Annotated in this window: 25 protein-coding genes; 8 read left to right on the forward strand and 17 right to left on the reverse strand. The window is 62.4% G+C overall.

The window, feature by feature from the left end; genetic code table 11:
- Window positions 1-7: 7 nt before the first annotated feature.
- Window positions 8-643 carry a GntR family transcriptional regulator gene (locus tag CKO11_RS05735; protein WP_223634143.1) on the reverse strand — a complete coding sequence of 212 codons (636 nt, stop codon included), beginning with the start codon at window positions 641-643 and terminating at the stop codon, window positions 8-10.
- 159 nt (window positions 644-802) lie between these two features.
- Between CKO11_RS05735 and CKO11_RS05740 the strand changes: the two genes are divergently transcribed.
- From CKO11_RS05740 to CKO11_RS05755, 4 genes are all read left to right on the forward strand, one after another.
- Complete coding sequence (locus CKO11_RS05740; protein ID WP_223634146.1) at window positions 803-1,462, forward strand: pyrimidine 5'-nucleotidase; 660 nt, start codon at window positions 803-805, stop codon at window positions 1,460-1,462.
- Window positions 1,463-1,610: 148 nt separating this feature from the next.
- Window positions 1,611-1,832: a hypothetical protein gene (locus tag CKO11_RS05745; RefSeq protein WP_223634149.1), complete on the forward strand. Its 222-nt coding sequence runs from the start codon at window positions 1,611-1,613 to the stop codon at window positions 1,830-1,832.
- Between the two features lie 151 nt (window positions 1,833-1,983).
- Window positions 1,984-2,166 carry a hypothetical protein gene (locus CKO11_RS05750; protein WP_223634152.1) on the forward strand — a complete coding sequence of 61 codons (183 nt, stop codon included), beginning with the start codon at window positions 1,984-1,986 and terminating at the stop codon, window positions 2,164-2,166.
- A 97-nt stretch (window positions 2,167-2,263) separates the two neighbouring features.
- Window positions 2,264-3,478, forward strand: a complete 1,215-nt coding sequence (locus CKO11_RS05755) for a UbiH/UbiF family hydroxylase (protein WP_223634167.1) — start codon at window positions 2,264-2,266, stop codon at window positions 3,476-3,478.
- A 26-nt stretch (window positions 3,479-3,504) separates the two neighbouring features.
- Here CKO11_RS05755 and urtE read toward each other — a convergent pair whose 3' ends face one another.
- The 8 genes from urtE to CKO11_RS05795 form a co-directional block, all read right to left on the reverse strand.
- The gene (urtE, locus tag CKO11_RS05760) at window positions 3,505-4,200 is read right to left on the reverse strand and encodes an urea ABC transporter ATP-binding subunit UrtE (RefSeq protein ID WP_223634169.1); all 696 of its coding nucleotides are present in this window, start codon (window positions 4,198-4,200) and stop codon (window positions 3,505-3,507) included.
- A 1-nt stretch (window position 4,201) separates the two neighbouring features.
- A complete protein-coding gene (gene urtD / locus CKO11_RS05765) occupies window positions 4,202-4,942 on the reverse strand; it encodes an urea ABC transporter ATP-binding protein UrtD (RefSeq protein ID WP_223634172.1) in 741 nt (246 codons plus the stop codon).
- The gene (urtC, locus tag CKO11_RS05770) at window positions 4,939-6,165 is read right to left on the reverse strand and encodes an urea ABC transporter permease subunit UrtC (protein ID WP_223634175.1); all 1,227 of its coding nucleotides are present in this window, start codon (window positions 6,163-6,165) and stop codon (window positions 4,939-4,941) included. Before urtC ends, urtD begins: the two co-directional genes overlap by 4 nt.
- Before the next feature lie 70 nt (window positions 6,166-6,235).
- Window positions 6,236-8,218: an urea ABC transporter permease subunit UrtB gene (urtB, locus tag CKO11_RS05775; RefSeq protein ID WP_223634179.1), complete on the reverse strand. Its 1,983-nt coding sequence runs from the start codon at window positions 8,216-8,218 to the stop codon at window positions 6,236-6,238.
- 62 nt (window positions 8,219-8,280) lie between these two features.
- Window positions 8,281-9,573, reverse strand: coding sequence for an urea ABC transporter substrate-binding protein (gene urtA / locus CKO11_RS05780; RefSeq protein ID WP_411741991.1), 1,293 nt, complete (start codon window positions 9,571-9,573; stop codon window positions 8,281-8,283).
- 228 nt (window positions 9,574-9,801) lie between these two features.
- Window positions 9,802-10,428: an urease accessory protein UreG gene (gene ureG, locus CKO11_RS05785; RefSeq protein WP_223634182.1), complete on the reverse strand. Its 627-nt coding sequence runs from the start codon at window positions 10,426-10,428 to the stop codon at window positions 9,802-9,804.
- On the reverse strand, window positions 10,425-11,066 hold the full coding sequence (locus CKO11_RS05790; protein WP_223634184.1) for an urease accessory protein UreF: 642 nt from the start codon (window positions 11,064-11,066) through the stop codon (window positions 10,425-10,427). The genes ureG and CKO11_RS05790 overlap by 4 nt, the downstream gene beginning before the upstream one ends.
- Window positions 11,053-11,562 (reverse strand): urease accessory protein UreE, encoded by a 510-nt coding sequence (locus CKO11_RS05795; protein WP_223634186.1) that lies wholly within the window; start codon window positions 11,560-11,562, stop codon window positions 11,053-11,055. The genes CKO11_RS05790 and CKO11_RS05795 overlap by 14 nt, the downstream gene beginning before the upstream one ends.
- An 80-nt stretch (window positions 11,563-11,642) precedes the next feature.
- Here CKO11_RS05795 and CKO11_RS05800 point away from each other — a divergent pair, with 80 nt between their 5' ends.
- Window positions 11,643-11,984 (forward strand): hypothetical protein, encoded by a 342-nt coding sequence (locus CKO11_RS05800; RefSeq protein WP_223634189.1) that lies wholly within the window; start codon window positions 11,643-11,645, stop codon window positions 11,982-11,984.
- Window positions 11,985-11,989: 5 nt separating this feature from the next.
- On the opposite strand, the gene ureC is transcribed toward CKO11_RS05800, so the two are convergent.
- The 6 genes from ureC to CKO11_RS05830 all read right to left on the reverse strand — a co-directional run bounded on the left by ureC (window position 11,990) and on the right by CKO11_RS05830 (window position 16,187).
- Window positions 11,990-13,696: an urease subunit alpha gene (ureC, locus tag CKO11_RS05805; RefSeq protein WP_223634192.1), complete on the reverse strand. Its 1,707-nt coding sequence runs from the start codon at window positions 13,694-13,696 to the stop codon at window positions 11,990-11,992.
- Window positions 13,696-14,001: an urease subunit beta gene (locus tag CKO11_RS05810; protein ID WP_223634196.1), complete on the reverse strand. Its 306-nt coding sequence runs from the start codon at window positions 13,999-14,001 to the stop codon at window positions 13,696-13,698. The genes ureC and CKO11_RS05810 overlap by 1 nt, the downstream gene beginning before the upstream one ends.
- Before the next feature lie 9 nt (window positions 14,002-14,010).
- On the reverse strand, window positions 14,011-14,313 hold the full coding sequence (locus CKO11_RS05815) for an urease subunit gamma (protein WP_223634199.1): 303 nt from the start codon (window positions 14,311-14,313) through the stop codon (window positions 14,011-14,013).
- A gap of 9 nt (window positions 14,314-14,322) precedes the next feature.
- Window positions 14,323-15,135 (reverse strand): urease accessory protein UreD, encoded by an 813-nt coding sequence (locus tag CKO11_RS05820; RefSeq protein ID WP_223634202.1) that lies wholly within the window; start codon window positions 15,133-15,135, stop codon window positions 14,323-14,325.
- A 138-nt stretch (window positions 15,136-15,273) separates the two neighbouring features.
- The gene (locus tag CKO11_RS05825; protein WP_223634206.1) at window positions 15,274-15,732 is read right to left on the reverse strand and encodes an Lrp/AsnC family transcriptional regulator; all 459 of its coding nucleotides are present in this window, start codon (window positions 15,730-15,732) and stop codon (window positions 15,274-15,276) included.
- A complete protein-coding gene (locus tag CKO11_RS05830; protein ID WP_223634209.1) occupies window positions 15,729-16,187 on the reverse strand; it encodes an Lrp/AsnC family transcriptional regulator in 459 nt (152 codons plus the stop codon). The genes CKO11_RS05825 and CKO11_RS05830 overlap by 4 nt, the downstream gene beginning before the upstream one ends.
- A 126-nt stretch (window positions 16,188-16,313) precedes the next feature.
- Between CKO11_RS05830 and ilvC the strand changes: the two genes are divergently transcribed.
- The 3 genes from ilvC (at window position 16,314) to CKO11_RS05845 (ending at window position 19,331) form a co-directional block, all read left to right on the forward strand.
- The gene (gene ilvC, locus CKO11_RS05835; protein ID WP_223634212.1) at window positions 16,314-17,336 is read left to right on the forward strand and encodes a ketol-acid reductoisomerase; all 1,023 of its coding nucleotides are present in this window, start codon (window positions 16,314-16,316) and stop codon (window positions 17,334-17,336) included.
- A gap of 265 nt (window positions 17,337-17,601) precedes the next feature.
- A complete protein-coding gene (locus tag CKO11_RS05840; RefSeq protein ID WP_223634215.1) occupies window positions 17,602-18,888 on the forward strand; it encodes a DUF2254 domain-containing protein in 1,287 nt (428 codons plus the stop codon).
- A gap of 74 nt (window positions 18,889-18,962) precedes the next feature.
- Window positions 18,963-19,331 carry a hypothetical protein gene (locus CKO11_RS05845; RefSeq protein ID WP_223634217.1) on the forward strand — a complete coding sequence of 123 codons (369 nt, stop codon included), beginning with the start codon at window positions 18,963-18,965 and terminating at the stop codon, window positions 19,329-19,331.
- A 1-nt stretch (window position 19,332) separates the two neighbouring features.
- Here the strand turns inward: CKO11_RS05845 and glmM are convergent, their stop codons facing one another.
- Both glmM and folP read right to left on the reverse strand, forming a co-directional pair.
- A complete protein-coding gene (gene glmM, locus CKO11_RS05850) occupies window positions 19,333-20,679 on the reverse strand; it encodes a phosphoglucosamine mutase (RefSeq protein ID WP_223634219.1) in 1,347 nt (448 codons plus the stop codon).
- Window positions 20,676-21,692 carry a dihydropteroate synthase gene (gene folP / locus CKO11_RS05855; protein WP_223634223.1) on the reverse strand — a complete coding sequence of 339 codons (1,017 nt, stop codon included), beginning with the start codon at window positions 21,690-21,692 and terminating at the stop codon, window positions 20,676-20,678. Before folP ends, glmM begins: the two co-directional genes overlap by 4 nt.
- Window positions 21,693-21,723: the final 31 nt, after the last annotated feature.

A 21,723-nucleotide genomic window follows, 5' to 3' on the forward strand; every position in this document is an offset into this window, starting at 1 on the left:
GGCGCGATTAGGGCTGCTCGCCCCGGCTTTCGGCATCAAGCTTGAGCCGGGTCTCAAACGCTTGCGAGATATGCACGCGCAGCGCCTGCGCCGCCCCCTCTTCATCGCCTGCGGCAATCGCATCGACAATCGCCTGATGTTCGTCCAGCGCGCGCGCACCGCGCCCCTCGGCGGCCAGCGAGGTCGTCGCCAAAAGCGCCATTGATCGATGTACAAGATCAAGCTGCTGCACAAGGTAGCGGTTGTGCGAGGCCAGATGCAATTGCCGGTGAAACCGCTTGTTCGCCCGCGCCAGCGCCACCGGGTCATTCAACTGCCCCCGGTCGACATCGATCATCTCTTGCAAGACGCGAATTTCTTCCGGCGCGGCATGTTTGGCCGCAAGCTGGGCCGCCAGCGCCTCCAATTCCGCGCGCACCACGTAAAGCTCGGCCAGTTGATTGTGATCGAGCGAGGCCACGATCAGGCTGCGCCCGTCACGCGCCAGCATCGCCTGCGTTTCCAGCCGTTGCATCGCTTCGCGCACCGGGGTACGCGACACACCAAACCGCTCGGCCAGTTCCGATTCCACCAGCCGGTCGCCGGGGCGATAAAGCCCCGCATCGATCGCTTCGAGAATGAGCGTGTAAGCGTCCTTCTGCATCGGGATCCCCGGCCTTGTGCTGCGCCGCCCCATTGTATGCCGATGTATGCGGGCACCCGGGGCGCCGCCAACTTAGGGCTTGCATGGCCCCGTGACAAGCCGCCACAGGCGCAAATTCTGACCATTGCGCGCAAAGGCGCGGCCAATTAGCTTCCCCCCATGCCTGCCAATGCCTTTTCGGATGTCGCGCACTGGGTGTTCGACCTCGACAACACGCTCTACCCGCCCTCGGCGCGGCTGTTTGACCAGATCGAACGGCGCATGACCGATTTCGTCGCCCGCGCGCTGAATGTGCCCGATGCCGAGGCCGATCATCTGCGCGACCATTATTGGCGGCTTTACGGCACCACCTTGGCCGGGTTGATGCATGAACACGGGCTGGAGCCCGGCCCCTATCTGGAAGCGGTGCATGACATAGATTTTGGCGTGCTGAGCCCCGATCCGGATTTGCGCAGCGCGATTGCCGATCTGCCCGGCCACAAGATCGTGTTCACCAATGGCTCGGCCCCCTATGCCGACCGCGTTCTGGCCGCGCGCGGTCTGGCGGGTTTGTTTGATGGGGTGTTCGGCGTCGAACATGCCGAGTATCATCCCAAACCGCAGCCAGAAGCCTTTGCCGCCGTCTTTGCCAAGGCGGGCATCGCCCCCTCTCGCGCGGCAATGTTCGAAGACGATCCGCGCAATCTGGCTGTGCCGCACGATCTGGGCATGCGCACCGTGCATGTGGCCCCCGCGCCCACGCCCGCGCCGCATATTCAGCACCACACCGCCGATCTTTCGGGCTTTTTGCGCCTCTTGCGCGCGCCCCGGCACCCCTAGCGGCGCGCCTTTTGGATCGCTGCTCGTCCCCGGGGCGGCCAATTTAAAATAATTCTAACCACGACCAGCGCGACAACTTGACGCGAATCTGCCTTTGAGTGTATGCAAAAGCATACCGCCGTCAGGGAGACGGCAAAGGGAGACCTCCATGACCATGACCTCCGCCAATACCGGCATGATGTCGGCTGCTTCGCACGGCCACGATGAGAAAAAAGACTACACGTTCGCGATGTATATCATTGCGGCGGTGGTGATCGGGATCATTGCGACGCTTGTGGTGACCATGGGGCTCGGCGGGCTGATCTTGTTTGGTGTTGGTGCGACGTGGTTCATGCTGGCGCTGCTGGTGGTGATGACCGCAGGCGGCTAAGACGCGTCGATTGTTTTCGCGAAGGCCCGGGTTTTCCCGGGCCTTTTGCATTTATGCGACCATATGCGCCATGGCCCGAATCCAAAACACGATTCAATTATTCATATATTGATCATGCATAATACCTGCAGTCGCAGGGGAAAGGATCACCATGAGCACGGCACAATCCACTTCGGGCAAGGGCGGCGCCCTTGTGATGTATCTCGTTGCGCTGATCATCATCGGCGGCGCGGTGGCGGGCTTTATGCTGGGCGGGGTCTTCTTGATGACCGTCTGGTTCGTGATCCTGACCTTCCTGATGCTGGGTCTGATGGTGCTGATGTCGGTGTCCTGACACAGCCGTGACGGCCTGATACGGCTTCTTGTCGCTGCGACGATTGAACTTGCGGCCCCGGCGCGCCATCTTGAAGGCGACATTCAGGGAGACCGCCATGACCGATCCGACCGCACAGCGCTTGCAAACCGACATCGTGATTTCCGGCGGGGGCGTGGCGGGCCTTGTGGCCGCCGCCGCCTTTGGCTCTGCCGGTTTCAGGGTGCTTTGCGTCGACCCGACCCCCCCGGTGACCGAGGAAGGCGCGGCCGGGGCGGATATGCGCACCACCGCCTTTTTGCACCCGTCCCGCACCGTGTTGGAACGCGCGGGGCTGTGGGCCCGGCTTGCCCCACATGCCGCGCCCCTGCAAGTGATGCGGATCATTGATGCGGGCGGCGACACGCCCGTGGCGCGCCTGACCCGCGATTTCGATGCGGCGGATCTGTCGGACGAGCCCTTTGGCTGGAACTTCCCGAACTGGCTCTTGCGGCGTGAAATGGTGGCGCGTCTGGCCGAATTGCCGCTGGTGGATTTCCGCCCCGGCGTGGCAACGACCGGGCTGGTCACGCGCGACAGCGGCGCCGAGGTCACGCTCTCCGATGGCACGCGGATCACCGCCAAGCTTGTGATCGGCGCGGATGGGCGCAATTCCTTTGTCCGCGAGGCGGCCGGGATCGCCGTCAAAACCACGCGCTACGGGCAAAAGGCGCTGGTCTGCGCGGTCACCCATGACCTGCCGCATGAAAATGTCTCGACCGAGGTGCATCGCTCCGGCGGGCCTTTCACGCTGGTGCCGCTGCCCGACCGCGACGGGGTGCCCTCGTCCGCCATTGTCTGGATGGAGCGCGGGCCCGAGGCAGAGCGGCTGGCCGAGCTGCCGCCAGCCGAATTCGAAGCGGCGATGACCGAACGCTCGACCGGGGTGCTGGGGCCGCTGACCCTAGTCACCCGCCGCGCGCTTTGGCCAATGATCACGCAAATCGCCTGCCGCTTTTCGGCCCAGCGCGTTGCGCTGATTGCCGAGGCCGCGCATGTGATCCCGCCCATTGGCGCGCAGGGGCTGAACATGAGCTTGGCCGATTTGCGCTGTCTGCTGGATCTGGCCGAGAAAGACCCCGGCCACTTAGGCGAAGCGGCCATGCTGAACACCTATCACCGCCGCCGCTGGCCGGAGGTCAAGGCGCGCGAGGTGGGGATCGACCTCTTGAACCGCGCCTCGATGCTGGAACCGCGCCCGCTGCGCGATCTGCGCGCCGGCGCCTTGGGCGCGCTTTATGCCCTCAAACCTGTGCGCAAAACCTTGATGAAGGCGGGGCTGGGCGTACGCTGAAAGGGTCGCAGGGGGGCAACGCCCCCTTACACGCTCACCACGTCGCGCAACGCGTCGCGCGACAGGCTCTCTTTCGTGCCTTCCATCGCCACCGCGCCACGTTTGAGCACATAGAACCGATCCCCCAGATCATGGGCGAAATCGAAATACTGCTCGACCAGCACAATCGCCATGCCTTTGGTATCGCGCAGATATTTGATCACGCGGCCGATTTGCTGGATGATATTGGGCTGAATGCCCTCGGTCGGCTCATCCAGCAACAGAAGCTTCGGCTTCATCAGCATCGCCCGGGCAATCGCCAATTGCTGTTGCTGCCCGCCCGACAAATCGCCCCCGCGCCGATTTAGGAACTCTTTCAGGATCGGGAACAGCTCATAAATTTCATCTGGAATGAACCGTTCCGAGCGCGGCAGCACCGCAAAGGCGGTTTCCATATTCTCGCGCACGGTCAGCAGCGGAAAGATCATCCGGCCTTGCGGCACATAGCCAAGCCCGCGCCGTGCCATCGCTTGTGGTGGCACCTTGCCCACCGCGTGCCCATCCAGCGTGACCGCCCCGCCCGATCGCGGATGCGCCCCGGCAATCGCCTTCAAAAGCGAGGTTTTGCCCACGCCATTCGTGCCCATGATGCAGGTCACCTCGCCCGCGCGGGCCTCCAAATCGATCCCATAAAGGATCTGCGAGCCGCCGTAATGAAGCGTAAGCCCTTCGGTTTTCAGCATCTTATCGCCCCAAATACACTTCAATCACTTGTTGGTTCGCGGTGACATGGTCAAGCGAGCCTTCGGCCAGCACCGCCCCTTCATGCAGCACGGTAACCTTGCAATTGAGCCGCCGCACAAAATCCATATCGTGTTCGACCACGACAACGGCATGGGTTTTGGCCAGATCGACCAGAAGGCTGGTTGTCTGCTCGCGTTCCGCCAAGGTCATCCCTGCGGCGGGTTCATCGACCAGCAAAAGCCGTGGTTCTTGCGCCAAGAGCATGCCGATTTCGAGCCATTGCTTTTGCCCATGCGACAGCTCGCCCGATTTGCGCGTGAGCGCCTCGCCCAGCCCCACTTGCGCGGCCAATTCCTCGACCCGCGCATGGTCGGCACTTGCAGGTTTCCAAAACAGCACTCGCCACGGGCTACGGTTGGCCTTCAGCGCCATCATCAGGTTTTCGGCCACGGTCTGATCTTCAAAAACCGTGGGGCGTTGGAATTTACGGCCAATGCCTTCGCGGGCGATGTGTGCCTCGTCTAGCTTCAGAAGATCGATCGAGCGTTCCCCCCAAAGCACCCTGCCCTCGTCCGGCCGGGTCTTGCCAGTGACGATATCCATGAAGGTGGTTTTTCCCGCACCATTCGGCCCGATCACCGCGCGCAACTCCGCTGCGCCGATGGAAAAACTAAGGTTATTGATCGCGCGGAACCCGTCAAAGGTGACCGAGATGCCGGAAACTTCCAGAAGACCGCTCATTCCTGTGCCTCCCGTTCTTGCAAAGCGCCCTCATTGGGGCCAAGCGGCGCCCCACGCCGTTGCGGCGGGCGCAGACCGTCAAGCAGATCGACCAGACCCGAAAGCCCTTTGGGCGCGAACAACGTGACCATCACGAAGCTCAGCCCCAACAGCACCTGCCACCAATCAACCCATTTGACCGTGTAAAACCCAAGGTTCAGGTCAGGCGCACGCCCCCCGGTGAACCATGTCGAAACAAGCGAGACAAAGGCCGCGCCAAACACCGCGCCCCAAAGCCGCCCCCGGCCCCCAATCGCCACCCAGACGGCCAGGTAGATCGAGGCGATGGGCGCAATTTCCGCCGGGTTGATGATGCCCGCCTGCGGGTAATAAAGCGCGCCCGCGATGGCGGCGATCAGCGCGGTCAGGGTGAAAACAAAAAGCTTATAGCCTTCGACCGGATAGCCCAGAAAGCGCACCCGCGCCTCGTCATCGCGGATCGCGCGCATCACCGAGCCGAACTTGCCAGACACGGTGAAGGCGGCCGCCAGATAGCACAAGCCCAGCGCCAAAGCCGAAGCCCATAGGAACCACACCGACAGCCGGTCCTGCCCCGCCCAAGCCAGACCGGGGATGTTTTGCAGCCCCGACAGCCCGTTGTTGCCGCGCAGACCAGAGTCGTTTTGAAACAGGTAAAGCGCCAGCGCCAAGGTCATCGCTTGCGTCAGGATCGACAGATAAACCCCCGTCACCCTAGAGCGAAACGCAAGCCAGCCAAAGACCAAGGCCAACAGCCCCGGCACCAACAGCACCAGCGCCAATTGCGCCGGCAGCGATCCCGCAAAAGCCCAAATCGCGGGCAACTCAGACGTGCCCACCACGCCAAAGATTTGGCTCGCGATGGCATCGGACAGCTCTTGTGGGGTCAGCGGCAGCCCGGCATTCGATTGAAGCACAATATCGCGGGTGCGCGCATACATCAGCCACATGCCAACCATATAGCCGCCCAGCCCGAAAAAGGCGAAATGGCCAAGCGACAGGATCCCCATATAACCCCAGACAAGGTCCATCGCGATGGCGATCAGGCACAGGCAAAGCGTCTTGCCCAAGGTCTTAACCATCGAGGTGGAGATCAACTCGGCGCCATAGGCGTTCGACAGGAAGGTGATCACCAGCGTGAAGAGCGCCAGCGCGGACAGAAAGATCAAAACCGAGGGGTTCTTGGAGAGAAAACCTTGGGTCATGCGCTGGCCTCCAAACGGCGGGCGGTGCGGGGCGTTTTGGCAAAGGGGCGGGATGTGATGTGTCTCATGCTCAATCCCCCGCCGCGCGACCCTTCAGCGCGATGATCCCGCGCGGTCGGAACTGGATGAAGATGATGATGAAAAGGATCATGTAGGTCTGCGCGGCAAGCGTGTTGGAGGGGTTGAGCGCCTCGATCCCCTTTTGCAAGCCGCCCACCAGAGAGGCCCCAGCCAACGTGCCCCAGATGTTGCCAACCCCGCCCACGACCACCGTCATGAAGCTTTGCACAATGTAATCGGCCCCAAGCTCCGAGGTGACCTTGGCAAAAAGCCCGATTGCTACGCCCGCGATGCCCGCAATGCCCGAGCCCAAGCCAAAGGTCAGCATGTTGATCTTGTCGGGGTTGATCCCCATCGAGGCCGCCATCGAGGGGTTTTGCGTCACGGCCCGCACCTCGAGCCCCAACCGGGTGCGGCTCATCACGAACAAAAACAGCCCAAGGAACACAAGCGCCAGCACAAAAATCGCGATGCGGATATAACTGATCGAGACCACATCATTCAGCACCCAAGCCCCATCAAGCCATTCCGGCGCGGTCAGCGGGCGCGCCTGCGTGCCGAAGATATTTTTGAACAACTGTTGCAGCGCGATGGAAATGCCGAAGGTGGCCAAAAGCGTTTCCAGCGGGCGGCGCACCAGATGGCGGATCACCAGCCGCTCCATTGCCACGCCCGCCGCAAAGGTCACGGCAAAGGCCAAGGGCAGCGCGACCAAGATCGACAGCGTGTAATCCGCGATATAAAGCTGCACGACATAGCCGGTATAGGCCCCCATGGTGATGAACTCGCCATGCGCCATATTGATGACCCGCATCACGCCAAAGGTGACCGCCAAGCCAATCGCCGCCAGAAAGTAGATCGACGCGAGCGAGAGCGCATCGAGCGCCAAATCCGCGCCCTGCATCGCATTCACTTTGAGCGAGACAGATTTCAGCGCCGCCGCCGCCGCCGTGGTGACGGCGGCATCGGGCTCGGCATAAATCTCGGCATAGCGGTGCGCGGCGACGGTTTGGGCGACCTCCGCATCGGTCGCGGCGGCGGGCACCAGCCCTGCGGCTTCCAATGCATCATAAGCTTCGTCGCGGCGCGCTGGCACATCAAGCTCGGCCAAGGGAATGCCCGCCACGGCGCCCTTTTCGATATGCGCCTCTAGCGCGGCGCGCAGATCCGCGCGATCAAGCCGGGCCGGTGCGCGATTTTCGGCCACAAGCAGATCATAGGCCTCTTCGGCTGTGAACCCATCTTTGCCGGGGCGCAGTTCCGTTGCCACATTCCCCGTGGGCGCGCCGTCAAAGGCACGGCGGGTCGTGGCAACAAGCGGGTTCAGACTGGCGCGGAAATCCAGCCCCAAATCGGCGCCAAAGCTTTCAATCGCGGCGACGCGGTCGGTGGCATTTTCGCCAAAGCGGATCGTCAGCAGGGCCAGCATCCGCTCTTTTTGGGCCTTGATCTCGGCATCGGGTTCTGCGGCGATAGAGGCCGCCAGCGGCGCGATATGTTGCGGCCCGCCATCGCGCGCCAAAGCCACCAACGCGTCTTGGCGTTTCGAAATGTCGGGATCGGAAAGCTGAAACTTGATCAGCGCGGCGGCAATCAGCCCGCGCACCCCGGCATTGGGCTTGATCTCAGAAATCTGTTTGCGCGGGGCCTCGCCCGCATCGGCGCCGGTGATCGGATCGACCAGACGGTAATTATCCCCCTGACGGTCGACCAGAAAAATCGCCTTGTCGGATTTGCGCTGCCCCAGCCGCTTGTCGGCCCAAGCCTCAAGGAACGCGGGCGCCCCCGGCCCTGCGGCGCTGATCGCCCCAATCACCGGACCAATCGTCTTGCGCGAGGGTTTGGCGATGGCTTTCGCGTTTTCGGCAATCACGGCAGCCAGCCCGGAAATGGGGGCCTCGGCCACGGCGGGCGACAGATCGGGGGCCTCTTGCGCAGGCGCGGGGATCGCAAGGGCAAGGCTGGCGGCCAGCGCCAGAAACAAGCGTCGCATGGGGGGAATCCGGGTTTGGGAAGGGGGCCGCAAAGCCCCCTTCGATTGCGTTTGAACGCCGATCAGTAGTTGGATTTGATCTGCACGCAGGTCTCGGTTTCGGTGTTATACATGCCGCAATCGAGCGTCTGCCAATCCGACTTCAGCACCGCCGAATCCGGCAGATAATCGGTCCAGGCATCACCCGGCACCGGGTCGGTTTCGCTGATGATGTCAAACTGGCCGTCTTCCAGAATCTCGCCGATCAAGACCGGCTTGGTCAGGTGGTGGTTCGGCAGCATGGTCGCGGTCGAGCCGGTCAGGTTCGGGAATTCCTGCCCGATCATCGCATCGGCCACGGCATCGGTGTCGGTCGAGCCGGCTTCTTCCACCGCATTCACCCACATGTTGAAGCCGATATAGGTGGCTTCCATCGGGTCATTGGTCACGCGATCTTCGCCCATGGCAGCTTTCCACGCGGCGACGAATTCTTCATTCGCTTCGCTTTCGGCGCTTTCGAAATAGTTCCACGCGGCCAATTGGCCGACGAGGTTTTTCAGATCCCCCTCGCCAAGGCCCGACAGCTCTTCTTCGCCAACCGAAAAGGCCACAACCGGAATATCTTCGGCGGTGATGCCCGAAGCCGCCAGTTCTTTATAAAAGCCGATGTTGGCATCGCCGTTGATCGTCGAAATCACGCCGACCTTTTTGCCATCGGCGCCCAGCGCCTTCACATCCGCCACGATCTTCGACCAATCGCTGTGGCCAAAGGGGGTGTAGTTGACAAAGATGTCTTCGGCCGCGATGCCTTTTTGCTGCAGATAGGCTTCAAGGATGTTGTTCGTGGTGCGCGGATAGACATAGTCGGTGCCCAAAAGCGCGAATTTCTCGACCCCAAGCTCGTCAAGGAAGTAGTCCACCGCCGGGATCGCCTGCTGGTTCGGGGCCGCGCCGGTGTAGAACACGTTTTTGGAGCTTTCTTCGCCCTCATATTGCACCGGGTAGAACAGCAGGCCGTTCAACTCTTCCAGCACCGGCAAAACCGATTTGCGGCTCACCGAGGTCCAGCAGCCAAAGATCACGTCCACATCGTCCACGGTGATCAGTTCGCGCGCTTTTTCGGCAAACAGCGGCCAGTCAGAGGCGGGGTCGACAACAACCGCTTCAAGTTGCTTGCCCATCACGCCGCCCTTGGCGTTTTGCTCGTCGATCAGCATCAGGACGGTGTCCTTGAGCGTGGTTTCCGAAATCGCCATCGTCCCCGAAAGCGAGTGCAGAACGCCCACTTTGATCGTGTCGCCTTCGGCCGCCGCCATGCCAGCGGTCAAAGCCAGACCGAGCGCGGCCCCCGAAAGCAGTTTCCCAATCCCTGTCATTCATTCCTCCGTGGGCGCGAGAGGAGGCAGCGCCCCGTTGCTTGTGCATGTTGATCTGTGGCGAGTGACCCCGCGTGTCAGAGCAAAGCCGGGGTGCTGCGACGCGGCAAGGCGGCGGTCAGCAGGGAAAGGGCCAAGACAGGGATTTGACAACTTTTTAAGCAAAAGCCCGGACTTTGCGCAAAGTCCGGGCCGCAAAGGAACGCATCTGGCATGTTTCTTGCGGCATCAGTCGGGAATCGATGCGAGTTCCAAACCGCCTTCTTGCACCAGAAATGCGACAATCTGGTCAATTCCCGCACCGTTTTTAAGCTGCGCCATCACATAGGGCCGCGCGCCCCGGGCGCGTTTGGTGTCTTGTTCCAGCAAACCCGGGTCCACCCCGACATAGGGGGCGAGGTCGGTCTTGTTCACCACCAACAGATCAGAACGGGTTACCCCCGGCCCACGCTTGCGCGGAATATCCTGACCGGCGGCGGTGTCGATCACATAGATCGTCAGATCGGCCAGTTCCGGGCTGAAGGTGGCCGCGAGATTGTCGCCCCCGGATTCCACCAACACAAGATCAAGATCGGGGATCTGCTCGGTCAGTTCCGCAATCGCCGCAAGGTTGATCGACGCATCTTCGCGAATGGCCGTATGCGGACAGCCGCCCGTTTCCACGCCCCGAATGCGCGCGCCGGGCAGCACTTGGGCACGCATCAGCGCCTCGGCATCCTCGCGGGTATAGATGTCATTCGTCACCACCGCCATCGAACAGCGCGCCGCTAAGGCGCGGCACAACTGCTCGGTCAGCGTCGTTTTGCCAGAGCCGACAGGGCCGCCGATACCCACGCGCAAAGGTCCATTGCTCATGTCTTGAAGATCCTTACATCCAGCGTTTCATGCGCGGCCGATTGGACATCGGCGCGAAAGGCGGTTTGGGCCAGATCGGCGGTGGTCGCCGCAGCGGCCCGGTGGGCGATTTGGGCAATGTCATCGTGCAAAGCGGCCAACACCCTTTGCCCCGCCGCCTGCCCCAAAGGAATAAAGCGCACCCCCGCAGACACGAGATTGGACGCAAAGGAATGTTGGAACAGGGCAATCACCCGCTCTGCCGGAAGCTGTAGCGCAAGCGCAGCATCGGCCAAAGCCAAGGGCAGAGGCATCGGGTTTGGGCAAGTGCCCGTCATCTCGGCCCGCGCCTTGGCAAAGGCCGCGCCCTGTTCCTCTGTCTCTTTCAATCTTTCTGCCGTGCCCGCCAGTGCGCGCGCCAAATCGGCCAGCGCACCTAAATCTTCGCCCCGCAAGGCGCAGGCCAGAAGCACCGCATCATTCCAACCTGCGCCATGGTGCAAAATGTCGGTCAGCCACTCCAGCAAGCTGGCCTCTGACGTAACCTCCCCCGCGCTGACCGCCTGCTCCAGCCCATGGCTATAGGCAAAGGCCCCGGTCGGGAACGCGGGCGACAGCCATTGCACAAGGCTTAAAAGGGCCAGATCAGGCGTGGACATGGAACCCGCCGTGGCCGTGCGCGTGGCTGTGGCCGTGATCATGCCCCCCATGATCGTGCCCCATCGTGCGACCGGTGCCATAGGCCCCGCTTTCCGGGCGGAACGGCTCCATGCGTTTTTCAACCTTGGCGCCCAGACCTTTCAGCATTGCCTCCAGCACATGATCATCGCGAATGACCAGCCGCCCCGTCTCGATCTGGCAGGGCGTGTGACGGTTGCCGATATGCCACGCAAGCCGCGTCAGATCACCGGTGATCACCAAGACCGGCTCCAGCCCGCAGCGCACCTCGATGAACCGCCCATCTTCAAGCGCGAACGCTTCGCCGCCCGTCAGGTTCACGACCTCCGGCAGATCAACCAGAAAATCGACCCCCGAGGCCGCGACCAGCCGCTTGCGGCGCAAGAACCGCGCCTCGTAATCCAAAGCGACATGATCGGCCGCCTCAGACCAGCTTCCCGCCGGCACAACCTTGGTGGCGCGCTGGGTGATCGTCATGGTTTTTCTCCGCCTTTAGAGTTTTCTTAAACATGAATGGGCAGCATGGGGAAAGTTCAACCGCAGAACCGGAGCCCCCCATGCGCGCCACCGCCGCCCCTTCGCCCGCCCAAGAGCTTGCGCAAATTCGCGCCGAGATTGCCCGGCTGCGCGCGCGCGAGGCGGACCTGAGCGAGATCGTGCAGCGTGACACCGCCCTGCCCAAGGTCGCTGCGATGCACAAGGCCGATCTGGTGACCCGGCGCGAACGGGTGTTTGACCCCCGGCTTCTGCCCGCCGATATCCGCCTTGATCCGGCCTATAGCCGCGAAAAGGTAACGCGCGTTCTGCGCACTGGGCCCGCCAGCGGTGCAGACCCCGGCCCGGCCCCCGAGGCGACCGCGCGCACCAAGCCGCGCACGCGGTTCCTTGCCAGCCTCTAACCCCCTTAGAACAAGAAGTAACGCTGCGCGAGCGGTAGGCTTTCTGCCGGTTCGCAGGTCAACAGCTCGCCATCGGCGCGCACCTCATAGGTTTCGGGGTGCACCTCGATTTGCGGCGTTGCGGTGTTGAGCTTCATCTCCGCCTTGCCGATCTTGCGGGTGTTCGCCACCGCCAATACCTGTTTTTCAAGCCCAAGATTGCCTGCAACGCCCTCAGCCTCTGCCGCGGCAGAAACGAAGGTGGCACAGCTTGCAAAGCGCGCTTTGCCAAAGGCCCCAAACATCGGCCGCGTATAGAACGGCTGCGCCGGGATCGACCCGTTCGGATCGCCCATTTGTGCGGCGACAATCGAGCCCCCCATCAGCACCATTTCGGGCTTCGCGCCAAAGAACGCCGGGCTCCACAGCACCAGATCGGCGCGTTTGCCCACCTCGACCGAGCCGATGTGATCAGCCATGCCATGGGTGATGGCCGGGTTGATGGTGTATTTCGCCACATAACGGCGCGCGCGCATATTGTCGTTTTCGCCGGTTTCCTCGGCCAAGCGCCCGCGCTGTTTTTTCATTTTATCCGCAGTTTGCCAGCAGCGAATGATCACCTCGCCCACCCGGCCCATGGCTTGGCTGTCAGACGAAATGATCGCCATTGCGCCCATGTCGTGCAGAATATCTTCCGCCGCGATGGTTTCCTTGCGAATGCGGCTTTCGGCGAAGGCCACGTCCTCGGGCACCTTATTGTCAAGGTGGTGGCAGACCATGAGCATATCGAGATGCTCTTCGACCGTGTTTTGGGTGTAGGGCCGGGTCGGGTTGGTCGAGGACGGGATCACGTTTTGCGCCGAGACGACCTTCAAAATATCGGGCGCGTGGCCGCCCCCTGCCCCTTCGGTGTGAAAGGCGTGGATCGTGCGGCCTTTGAAAGCGGCAAGCGTGTTTTCCACAAAACCCGACTCGTTCAATGTGTCGGTGTGGATCATCACCTGCACATCCATATCGTCGGCAACACTTAGGCAATTGTCGATCGCCGCCGGGGTGGTGCCCCAATCTTCGTGCAATTTCAGCGCCGAAGCGCCTGCCTTCACCTGCTCCACCAGCCCTTCGGGCAGCGAGGCATTGCCCTTGCCCGCCAGCGCAAGGTTCATCGGAAAGGCTTCAAAGCTTTGCAACATCCGCGAAATATGCCACGGCCCCGGCGTACAGGTGGTGGCCAGCGTGCCATGCGCGGGGCCGGTGCCGCCGCCCAGCATCGTGGTGATGCCAGAGGCCAGCGCATCTTCGATCTGTTGCGGACAGATGAAGTGAATATGCGCATCCATCCCGCCTGCGGTCAGGATTTTCCCTTCCCCGGCAATGATTTCCGTGCCCGGCCCGATGATCAGCGTCACCCCCGGCTGGGTATCGGGGTTGCCCGCCTTGCCGATGCCCGCGATCTTGCCATCGCGCAAGCCGACATCGGCTTTGTAAATGCCCGTGTAATCGAGGATCAGCGCATTGGTGATGACGGTATCCATCGCCCCGCCCGACCGCGGCGTTTGGCTTTGCCCCATACCATCGCGGATCACTTTGCCGCCGCCGAATTTGACCTCTTCGCCATAGGTGGTGAGGTCTCTTTCGACCTCGATGATCAGGTCGGTATCGGCAAGCCGCACCTTATCGCCCGTGGTGGGGCCAAACATATCGGCATAGGTTGCGCGCGAAATCAGGCTCGGCATCACAGATCCCCCATCACTTTGGCGTTGAAGCCGAACACCCGGCGGTTGCCCGAAAGCGGCACAAGGCGCACTTCGCGCGATTGGCCGGGTTCAAAGCGCACGGCGGTTCCGGCGGCAATATCAAGCCGGTAGCCACGCGCAGCGTCACGATCAAAGCTCAGCCCCGGGTTGGTTTCCGCAAAATGGTAATGCGAGCCCACCTGCACCGGGCGGTCGCCCGTATTGGCCACCATCAGCGTGATCGCCTCGGCCCCTTTGTTTAGTTCAATATCCCCATCGGCGGGGAAGATTTCTCCGGGAATCATTGGCTTACCTCAGCGGATCGGGTGGTGAACGGTGACAAGCTTGGTGCCATCAGGGAAGGTGGCTTCGACTTGGATCGAATGGATCATTTCGGGAATGCCATCCATACATTGGTCGCGGGTGATCACGCTTGCGCCCGCTTCCATCAGATCCGCGACCGAGCGCCCCTCGCGCGCGCCCTCGACCACAAAATCGGAAATGATCGCAATAGCCTCGGGGTGGTTCAGTTTCACCCCCCGCTCCAGCCGATTGCGCGCCACCATAGCGGCGAGGCTGACCAGCAGCTTGTCCTTTTCGCGCGGTGTCAGGTTCATAGCGTCCCCTCAGGTTTGCCAGACGCGCGGCGGCGGGCTGCCCCGGCGCAACGCATGCATCAGTTTCAGAATTTGTTTGCGCAGCGGCCAGCCATCTTCGGCCAAAAGCCGCACCACGCATTTGCCATCAAAGCCCGAGGCCGCCGCCTCGACCCCCGGTTCAGTCAGCACCGCCCGTGCCCCGCCCACCGCATCTTCGCCCCCCGGCGCGCACAGGACAAGCGTGGCAAAGGCGCGGGCCGGACCCAAAAGCGCCGAACGCGGCCCCTTCGCCAAAATATCGGTAGTGAGCATGAAGGGCTCAAAAAACACCGGCTTCCCGGCGCGGTTGATCCGGCGCATGTCAGAGAACTGCACGTCCTGCACCACCTCGCCCATAGCCGCGCGGCCTAAAACCACCGCTTCCAAAAGCAAACAGCCCGCATCGGGGGCAAGATGGACGGTGGTTTCGCGCACCAAATCGGCGCGATCAAAGAGAATGGTTTCTTGCGGCAGCCAATCCAGCCAGCCCCCCGGCCCCACCTGATGCGTCACCTGCACCTGCGCGGGCCCATGATCGGCGCGATAGGCGCGCTCGGCCGCTTGCGTGGTGGCCACAGCCCGCGTGCCGCCTTGCAAATCCACCCCATAGGAAAGCGTATCGCCCGAGGTCAGCCCGCCAGAGGTGTTCAAGAACACCACCTCGGGCAGGCTGCGCACATGCGGCAGCAGCGCCTTGGCCGAGCCTTGCTGGCGGAGCGTGGTGAGCCGCCCAGCATCAAACCCCACGGCGGCATGGCCGTGGCTGCGCTGATGGCGGACGGGGCGCGCGGTATCGAACATCAAAACCTCCGGGCCGATCTGACGCAGCACAGCGGGCAGCGTCCATGGCCCGCAGAACCGCAAGGGCCAGCAAGAAGCCGGCCAGCCCCACGAAGCCCTCTTTTGCAGCATTTCGCTACAAAAGTAGGCACAACTGAATCACCCCAAGGGGCCGGGGCGGCGCTCTTCGCTTAGCATCACATTCGCCTCGATCTGCCCGACCCCCGGCAATGTCATGATCCGGCGGCGCAGCACGCGCTCAAAATCGGTAATGTCGCGGGCCGTGACACGCAGCCGGTAATCGAACCGCCCAAGCACATGCTGCACCACCTGCACCTCTGGGATCGCCCGCACCGCGCGCTCAAAATCCTCAAAGGAAATCCGGCCCTTGATCGCCAACTTGATGCCCAAGAACACCGTCACGCCAAACCCCAAAGCTGGCAGGTCCAGCACCAGTTTGCGCCCCGCCAAAACGCCCGCCTCTTCCAAACGCTTCACCCGCCGCCACGCGGCAGGTTGCGACAAGCCCAGCCGCCGCCCCAATTCCCCCGCACTCAAACCGGCATCCGCCGAAAGCGCGCGCAAAATCGCGCGATCCGTATCATCCAGCGCGATCATAGCGGCAACTCCGACGTGTCTTTCAACGTCGAGATCAGCATCAGCGAATCCATATCGGCGATATGCGGCAGCGCCAGAATGCGCGCGCGGTAGATTTCTTGATAATGCGCCATGTCGCGCGCGATCAGGTTCAGCCGCACATCGGTCTGCCCCGTAAAGGTTTGAATTTCAATTACTTCCGGCACCGCACGCGCGGCATCCAGAAATTCGTCGAAGGCGCGCGGATCGGCCTTATCAAGCGTGAAGCGCAAAGACACCTCGACCTCCCAGCCAAGCTTGCGCCAGTCGATCACCGCCTCTTCGCCCTTAATGACACCGCCCGCGCGCAGCTTTTCCAGCCGCCGCCACAGGCTGGCAGGCGTCACCCCAGCCCGCTCGGCCAGATCTGCCCGGGCCAATCCGGGGCCCGCCAGCATTTGCCGCAAGATCCGCCGATCCACATCATCCACCTGCATGATTTTTTCGCCTTATCGACATTTGAAGAATGATATTTACCCCTATAACGCAAATTACTCAAACAAAGAACGCATCCTTTTCCAAATCCGCCTAAGATGTGCGCATCGAACAAATGGAGGAGCGCCATGCGCGTCTATTATGATCGCGATTGCGATGTGAACCTGATCAAGGACAAAAAAGTCGCCATCGTTGGCTACGGCAGCCAAGGCCACGCCCACGCGCTGAACCTGCGCGACAGTGGCGCGAAAAACGTTGCCGTCGCGCTGCGCGAAGGCTCCGCCTCGGCGAAAAAATGCGAAGCCGAAGGTCTGACCGTGATGGGCATCGCCGAAGCCGCCGCGTGGTGTGACGTGATCATGCTCACCATGCCCGACGAACTGCAGGCCGAAACCTACAAAAAATACATCCACGACAACCTGCGCGAAGGCGCGGCGATTGCCTTCGCCCACGGCCTGAACGTGCATTTCGGCCTGATCGAGCCGAAACCCGGCGTTGACGTGATTATGATGGCGCCGAAAGGCCCGGGCCACACCGTGCGCGGCGAATATGTCAAAGGCGGCGGTGTGCCCTGCCTCGTGGCTGTTGACACCGACGCGACCGGCAAAGCCATGGATGTGGCGCTGTCCTATTGCTCCGCCATCGGCGGCGGCCGTTCGGGCATCATCGAAACCACCTTCCGTCAAGAATGCGAAACCGACCTGTTCGGCGAACAAGCCGTGCTCTGCGGTGGCCTTGTCGAACTGATCCGCATGGGCTTTGAAACCCTCGTGGAAGCCGGTTACGAGCCGGAAATGGCCTATTTCGAGTGCCTGCACGAAGTGAAGCTGATCGTCGACCTGATCTACGAAGGCGGCATCGCGACGATGAACTACTCGATCTCGAACACCGCTGAATACGGCGAATATGTTTCGGGCCCGCGCGTTCTGCCCTATGACGAAACCAAAGCCCGCATGAAAGCCGTGCTGACCGACATCCAAAACGGCAAATTCGTCCGCGACTGGATGCAAGAATGCGCCGTGGGTCAGCCCTCGTTCAAAGCGACCCGCCGCAACAATGATGCGCACCAAATCGAAAAAGTCGGTGCCGAACTGCGCGCGATGATGCCCTGGATCGCCAAGGGCAAAATGGTCGACAAAGAGCGCAACTGATTTACGTTTCCTCCTTGAGAAGAACGGGGGCGGGCCTTGGCTCGCCCCCGTTTGCCATGAAGATTGGCGCATCTCGTCAGGGCCAACCGGGGCAGGCCTGACGCTTCTAAATGCCTCTCTGCGCCCCGCCGAGACGCGGGAAACTTCACCTTTCGAACCTTTTCCCGTCTAAAAATGCAAAAATCGGCTTTATCAGCACCCTTTTTCTGCATCACGCTTGCGCCATCTTCTTAATCGTGCAGCACTGTGCCAACGGGAGACAGGCATGAGTTCGGTCTGGAAATGGAATTTGCGCCAGATCGGGCGGCAGATCTGGGTGCCGATTGCGGCCTTTGCGGCGCTGGGGGTGGCGACGGCGGTTGGCGCTATTGTTGCCAAGCCCTTTGTGCCCGCCGAACTGGGGCTGCGGATCGGCGCAGACTCGGTCGGCACATTGTTGCAGATTTTGGCGTCGTCGATGCTGACGGTGACGACCTTTTCGCTGTCGATCATGCTGTCGGCCTTTACCGCCGCCGCCGGGGCCGCCACGCCGCGCGCGATCAAGCTGTTACAAGAAGACGATGTCTCCCGCTCGGTTCTGGCCACTTTCGTGGGGGTGTTCATCTTCTCGCTCGCCGGGCTGATCGGGCTGCAAAGCGGGCTTTACGATGCCGCCGGCCGGCTGGTGTTGTTCGTGGTCACGCTGGCAGTGGTCACGGCCGTGGTGGTGCAATTGGTGCGCTGGATCGGGCATCTGGCGGATTTCGGGCGGCTGGGCGATACGCTGGCGCGGTTGGAAACCGCGGCCGAGGCGGCGCTGCGCACGCGGCTCGAAAACCCGTTTCTGGGCGGGCATCGGCTTAGCACAACCGAGGCCGCCACCCTTGGCCACATCATCCGCGCCCCCGCCACCGGCTATCTGCAAACGATTGACATGAAAGGGATCGAACAGGGCGCCAAGCTGGCCGGGGTGCGGCTGGCCATTACCGTGCTTCCGGGCCATTTCGTGCATGAACGCGCGCCTGTGGCGCATGTTCTGGGCGACGCCTCCCTTGATGAAGAAGCCGAAACCTACATCGCCAGCCGCTTTGTGGTGGCCGAAAACCGCACCTATGAACAAGATCCGCGTTTTGGCATTTTGGCGCTGGCAGAGGTTGCCTCGCGCGCGCTGTCGCCTGCGGTCAACGACCCGGGCACCGCGATTGGCATTTTGGGGCGGCAGGTGCGGGTATTGTCGCAATGGCACATCCGCCCCGAGCCGGAATTGCGCTACCCCAGCCTGTCGGTGGCAGAGCTAAGCCTTGCCGATATGATGACCGATGCTTTTGCCGCGATTGCACGCGACGGGGCCGGTCTGATCGAGGTGCAGATCCGGCTGCAAAAGATGCTGATGGCGTTGCATGACATTGACCCCGCGCTGTTCGGCCCCGAAGCGTTGGTGCTTTCGGACCGGTCGTTGGCTTTGGCCGAGGCCGCGCTCGCGCTTGAGGAAGATAAGGCGATCTTGCGGGCGCTCAATGCAGAATTGCGCGCCCGCAGCACGCCCAGCGAACCCTTGGGCCGCACCACCTGAGCCCCGCTTGCGGGGGCGCTTGCGGGTATCGGGCTTTTGCGGCAGGCTCGCGCGGCAAGCTAGGGGAGGCGCAGATGAGCGAATTGAACAAGGAAGAACTGGCCGCACTGGAACGTGAGCGGGCAAAGATCTTCACCCCCGGCTGGTTTGGCGATCTTTTGCGCGGGCAGCTTGGCTTTGGCGATACGTTCTGGCTTGGCCTGTTTGGTGTTTTGTTGTTCGTCGTGCCCGCCGTGGTGCTGATTGGCGGGCTGCTTTACGCGCTGGCGACCCCGGCGACCTTTCCGTTTTTGCGCGTGATTTCCGGGCTTTACGGGCTTTGGGCGCTGGCTATCGTGCAAGCGCTTTTGCGCCGGGGCGTGCGCGGCGCTTGGCCAGTGATCGGTGTCGTCGCGGCGACAGGGCTTGCACTTTACGCGCTGAGCACCGCCGCCACGCTGTAACTTAGGCGGTTTCGCGTTCCACCGCCGCGACGATCTCGGCCACCGTTTCGGCCAGCATCGCTTCATCTTCGCATTCGGCCATCACCCTGATCAACGGCTCCGTGCCCGATTTGCGGATCAAGATACGGCCTTTTCCGGCGATGCGGGTCTCGGCAGCAGCGATCACTTTTTGAACCTTTTCGGCCTCAAGCGGTGCCTGACCTGCCTGATACCGGACATTTTGCAACATTTGCGGCACGGTTTCGAATTGGCGCACCAGCTCGGAGGCGCGCTGTCCGGTTTCCGCCACCGCCGACAGGAATTGCAGCCCCGCCATCAGCCCGTCGCCGGTGGTCGCGTAATCGGTCATCACGATATGGCCCGATTGCTCGCCCCCAAGGTTGAAACCGCCTGCGCGCATCCGCTCGACCACATAGCGATCGCCCACCCCGGTGCGTTCGAGCCCCAGCCCCTTGCCTTGCAAGAACCGCTCTAGCCCAAGGTTCGACATCACCGTGGCCACCAACGCCCCACCGCGCAGCCGCCCGGCCTCGGCCCAGCGCGCCGCGAACAGCGCCATGATCTGATCGCCATCGGCAACCTGACCGTTTTCATCCAAGATCATCACCCGGTCGGCATCCCCATCAAGCGCGATCCCCAGATCGGCACCATGGGCGACCACCGCCTCTGCCGCGGTCGATGTATGGGTGGAGCCACAATCTTTGTTGATGTTCAGCCCATTGGGTGCCACCCCGACAGAGATCACATCGCAGCCCAATTCCCACAACACCTGCGGCGCGGCCTTATAAGCGGCCCCATGCGCGCAATCGACAACCACCTTCAGCCCCTTGAGCGTGTCGCGCACCGGAAAGGTGGTTTTGGCATATTCGACATAGCGGCCCAGACCGTCATCGATCCGCTTTGCCCGGCCGATATTTTGCGGCTGCGCAAGACGGATGTCCCCGGCCACGATCGCCTCGATCTCGGCCTCGGCCTCATCGGACAGTTTGAACCCATCGGGACCGAAGAACTTGATCCCATTGTCTTTGGCCGGGTTGTGGCTGGCGGAAATCATGATCCCCAGATCGGCCCGCATCGAGCGGGTCAAATAGCCCACGGCGGGTGTCGGCACCGGGCCCAAAAGCAGCACATTCATGCCCGTCGAGGTCAGCCCGGCGGTCAGCGCGTTTTCCAGCATATAGCCCGAAAGACGCGTGTCCTTGCCGATCACCACCCGATGCCCATTGCGGCCATCGCGGCGGAAATAGCGCCCCGCCGCCGCGCCAAGACGCAAGGCCATCTCGGCGGTCATCGGGGCGGTATTGGCCTCTCCGCGCACCCCGTCGGTGCCAAACAGCTTCCGCGTCATTGCGCGCCCCCTTTTGTTATTGCGTTATAAAGTCTGACGCCTTGGACGATTTCGGCCACATCATGGACACGGTGCATCTGCACCCCCTGCCCCAGCCCCGCCAGTGTCACCGCCAAGGTGCCCGGCATTCGCGCCTCTGCCGCCTCGGCCCCGCCGATCGTGCCAATGAAGCGCTTGCGCGAGACCCCCAGCAAGATCGGGCAGCCAAGGGTATGAAACAGGCTCAGCCCACGCAAAAGCGCCAGATTATGGGCCAGCGTTTTGCCAAAGCCGATGCCGGGGTCCAGCATCACCCGCGTGCGCGCGATCCCCGCCGCCTCGGCCACCGCCAAACGCGCGGCCAAATGGTCGTAAACATCCAAAAGGACATTGTCGTAATGCGGGTCCGCCTGCATCGTGGCGGGGGTGCCCTGCGCATGCATCAGGCACAGCGCCGCATCCGAGGCCGCGACCGTTGCAGCCATCGCCGGATCAAAAAGCATCGCCGAGACGTCATTCACCAGCCCCGCCCCCGCCTGCACGGCAGCCGCCGCAACGGGTGCCTTGCGCGTATCAATGGAAATCGGCGCGGCATAGCCTTGCGCACGCAGCGCGGCAATCACCGGGGCGGTGCGGGAAATTTCTTCCTCCACGGGCACTTCCGCCGCGCCGGGGCGGGTGGATTCGCCGCCGATATCCAGCATATCGGCGCCAGCCCCCGCCAAAGCCTGCGCTTGCGCCAAGGCGGCCTCGGGCGCGTTGAACCGGCCACCATCCGAAAAACTATCGGGCGTGACATTAAGAATACCCATGATCGAGGGGCGATCAAAAGCCACCCCCGCCAAGGGCGCGCGCGGCGCGGTCAGCCGGGCCTGCACCTCTGCGGGCAGATCAGTCGCGGGCATCAGCCCCTGCGCGCCCGCACGGCTAAGAACCTCGACATGGCTGAACCAGCACCAGCCCCCGGCCAGCGTCAGCGCGCCAGCGGGGCGGGTGGCATCGGTGTGAACGATGGGTCGATAATAAAGCGTCATGTGCCTGTCTTGGCGCGCAGGCCCGGCAATG

The organism is Rhodobacter sp. TJ_12 (assembly GCF_020023995.1).
Classification (GTDB): Bacteria; Pseudomonadota; Alphaproteobacteria; order Rhodobacterales; family Rhodobacteraceae; genus Rhodobacter.

Bases quoted from the DNA above. Each gene is read 5' to 3' on its own strand.
- CKO11_RS05790 (WP_223634184.1), bottom strand. From the start codon at position 11,066: ATGTCCACGCCTGATCTGGCCCTTTTAAGCCTTGTGCAATGGCTGTCG.
- urtB (WP_223634179.1), bottom strand. From the start codon at position 8,218: ATGCGACGCTTGTTTCTGGCGCTGGCCGCCAGCCTTGCCCTTGCGATC.
- CKO11_RS05815 (WP_223634199.1), bottom strand. From the start codon at position 14,313: ATGAACCTGACACCGCGCGAAAAGGACAAGCTGCTGGTCAGCCTCGCC.
- ureG (WP_223634182.1), bottom strand. From the start codon at position 10,428: ATGAGCAATGGACCTTTGCGCGTGGGTATCGGCGGCCCTGTCGGCTCT.
- urtA (WP_411741991.1), bottom strand. From the start codon at position 9,573: ATGACAGGGATTGGGAAACTGCTTTCGGGGGCCGCGCTCGGTCTGGCT.
- CKO11_RS05820 (WP_223634202.1), bottom strand. From the start codon at position 15,135: ATGTTCGATACCGCGCGCCCCGTCCGCCATCAGCGCAGCCACGGCCAT.
- CKO11_RS05845 (WP_223634217.1), top strand. From the start codon at position 18,963: ATGAGCGAATTGAACAAGGAAGAACTGGCCGCACTGGAACGTGAGCGG.
- CKO11_RS05810 (WP_223634196.1), bottom strand. From the start codon at position 14,001: ATGATTCCCGGAGAAATCTTCCCCGCCGATGGGGATATTGAACTAAAC.
- CKO11_RS05735 (WP_223634143.1), bottom strand. From the start codon at position 643: ATGCAGAAGGACGCTTACACGCTCATTCTCGAAGCGATCGATGCGGGG.
- CKO11_RS05755 (WP_223634167.1), top strand. From the start codon at position 2,264: ATGACCGATCCGACCGCACAGCGCTTGCAAACCGACATCGTGATTTCC.
- CKO11_RS05830 (WP_223634209.1), bottom strand. From the start codon at position 16,187: ATGCAGGTGGATGATGTGGATCGGCGGATCTTGCGGCAAATGCTGGCG.
- CKO11_RS05750 (WP_223634152.1), top strand. From the start codon at position 1,984: ATGAGCACGGCACAATCCACTTCGGGCAAGGGCGGCGCCCTTGTGATG.
- glmM (WP_223634219.1), bottom strand. From the start codon at position 20,679: ATGACGCGGAAGCTGTTTGGCACCGACGGGGTGCGCGGAGAGGCCAAT.
- urtC (WP_223634175.1), bottom strand. From the start codon at position 6,165: ATGACCCAAGGTTTTCTCTCCAAGAACCCCTCGGTTTTGATCTTTCTG.
- ureC (WP_223634192.1), bottom strand. From the start codon at position 13,696: ATGCCGAGCCTGATTTCGCGCGCAACCTATGCCGATATGTTTGGCCCC.
- ilvC (WP_223634212.1), top strand. From the start codon at position 16,314: ATGCGCGTCTATTATGATCGCGATTGCGATGTGAACCTGATCAAGGAC.
- urtD (WP_223634172.1), bottom strand. From the start codon at position 4,942: ATGAGCGGTCTTCTGGAAGTTTCCGGCATCTCGGTCACCTTTGACGGG.
- CKO11_RS05795 (WP_223634186.1), bottom strand. From the start codon at position 11,562: ATGACGATCACCCAGCGCGCCACCAAGGTTGTGCCGGCGGGAAGCTGG.
- CKO11_RS05840 (WP_223634215.1), top strand. From the start codon at position 17,602: ATGAGTTCGGTCTGGAAATGGAATTTGCGCCAGATCGGGCGGCAGATC.
- CKO11_RS05825 (WP_223634206.1), bottom strand. From the start codon at position 15,732: ATGATCGCGCTGGATGATACGGATCGCGCGATTTTGCGCGCGCTTTCG.
- CKO11_RS05745 (WP_223634149.1), top strand. From the start codon at position 1,611: ATGACCATGACCTCCGCCAATACCGGCATGATGTCGGCTGCTTCGCAC.
- folP (WP_223634223.1), bottom strand. From the start codon at position 21,692: ATGACGCTTTATTATCGACCCATCGTTCACACCGATGCCACCCGCCCC.
- CKO11_RS05800 (WP_223634189.1), top strand. From the start codon at position 11,643: ATGCGCGCCACCGCCGCCCCTTCGCCCGCCCAAGAGCTTGCGCAAATT.
- urtE (WP_223634169.1), bottom strand. From the start codon at position 4,200: ATGCTGAAAACCGAAGGGCTTACGCTTCATTACGGCGGCTCGCAGATC.
- CKO11_RS05740 (WP_223634146.1), top strand. From the start codon at position 803: ATGCCTGCCAATGCCTTTTCGGATGTCGCGCACTGGGTGTTCGACCTC.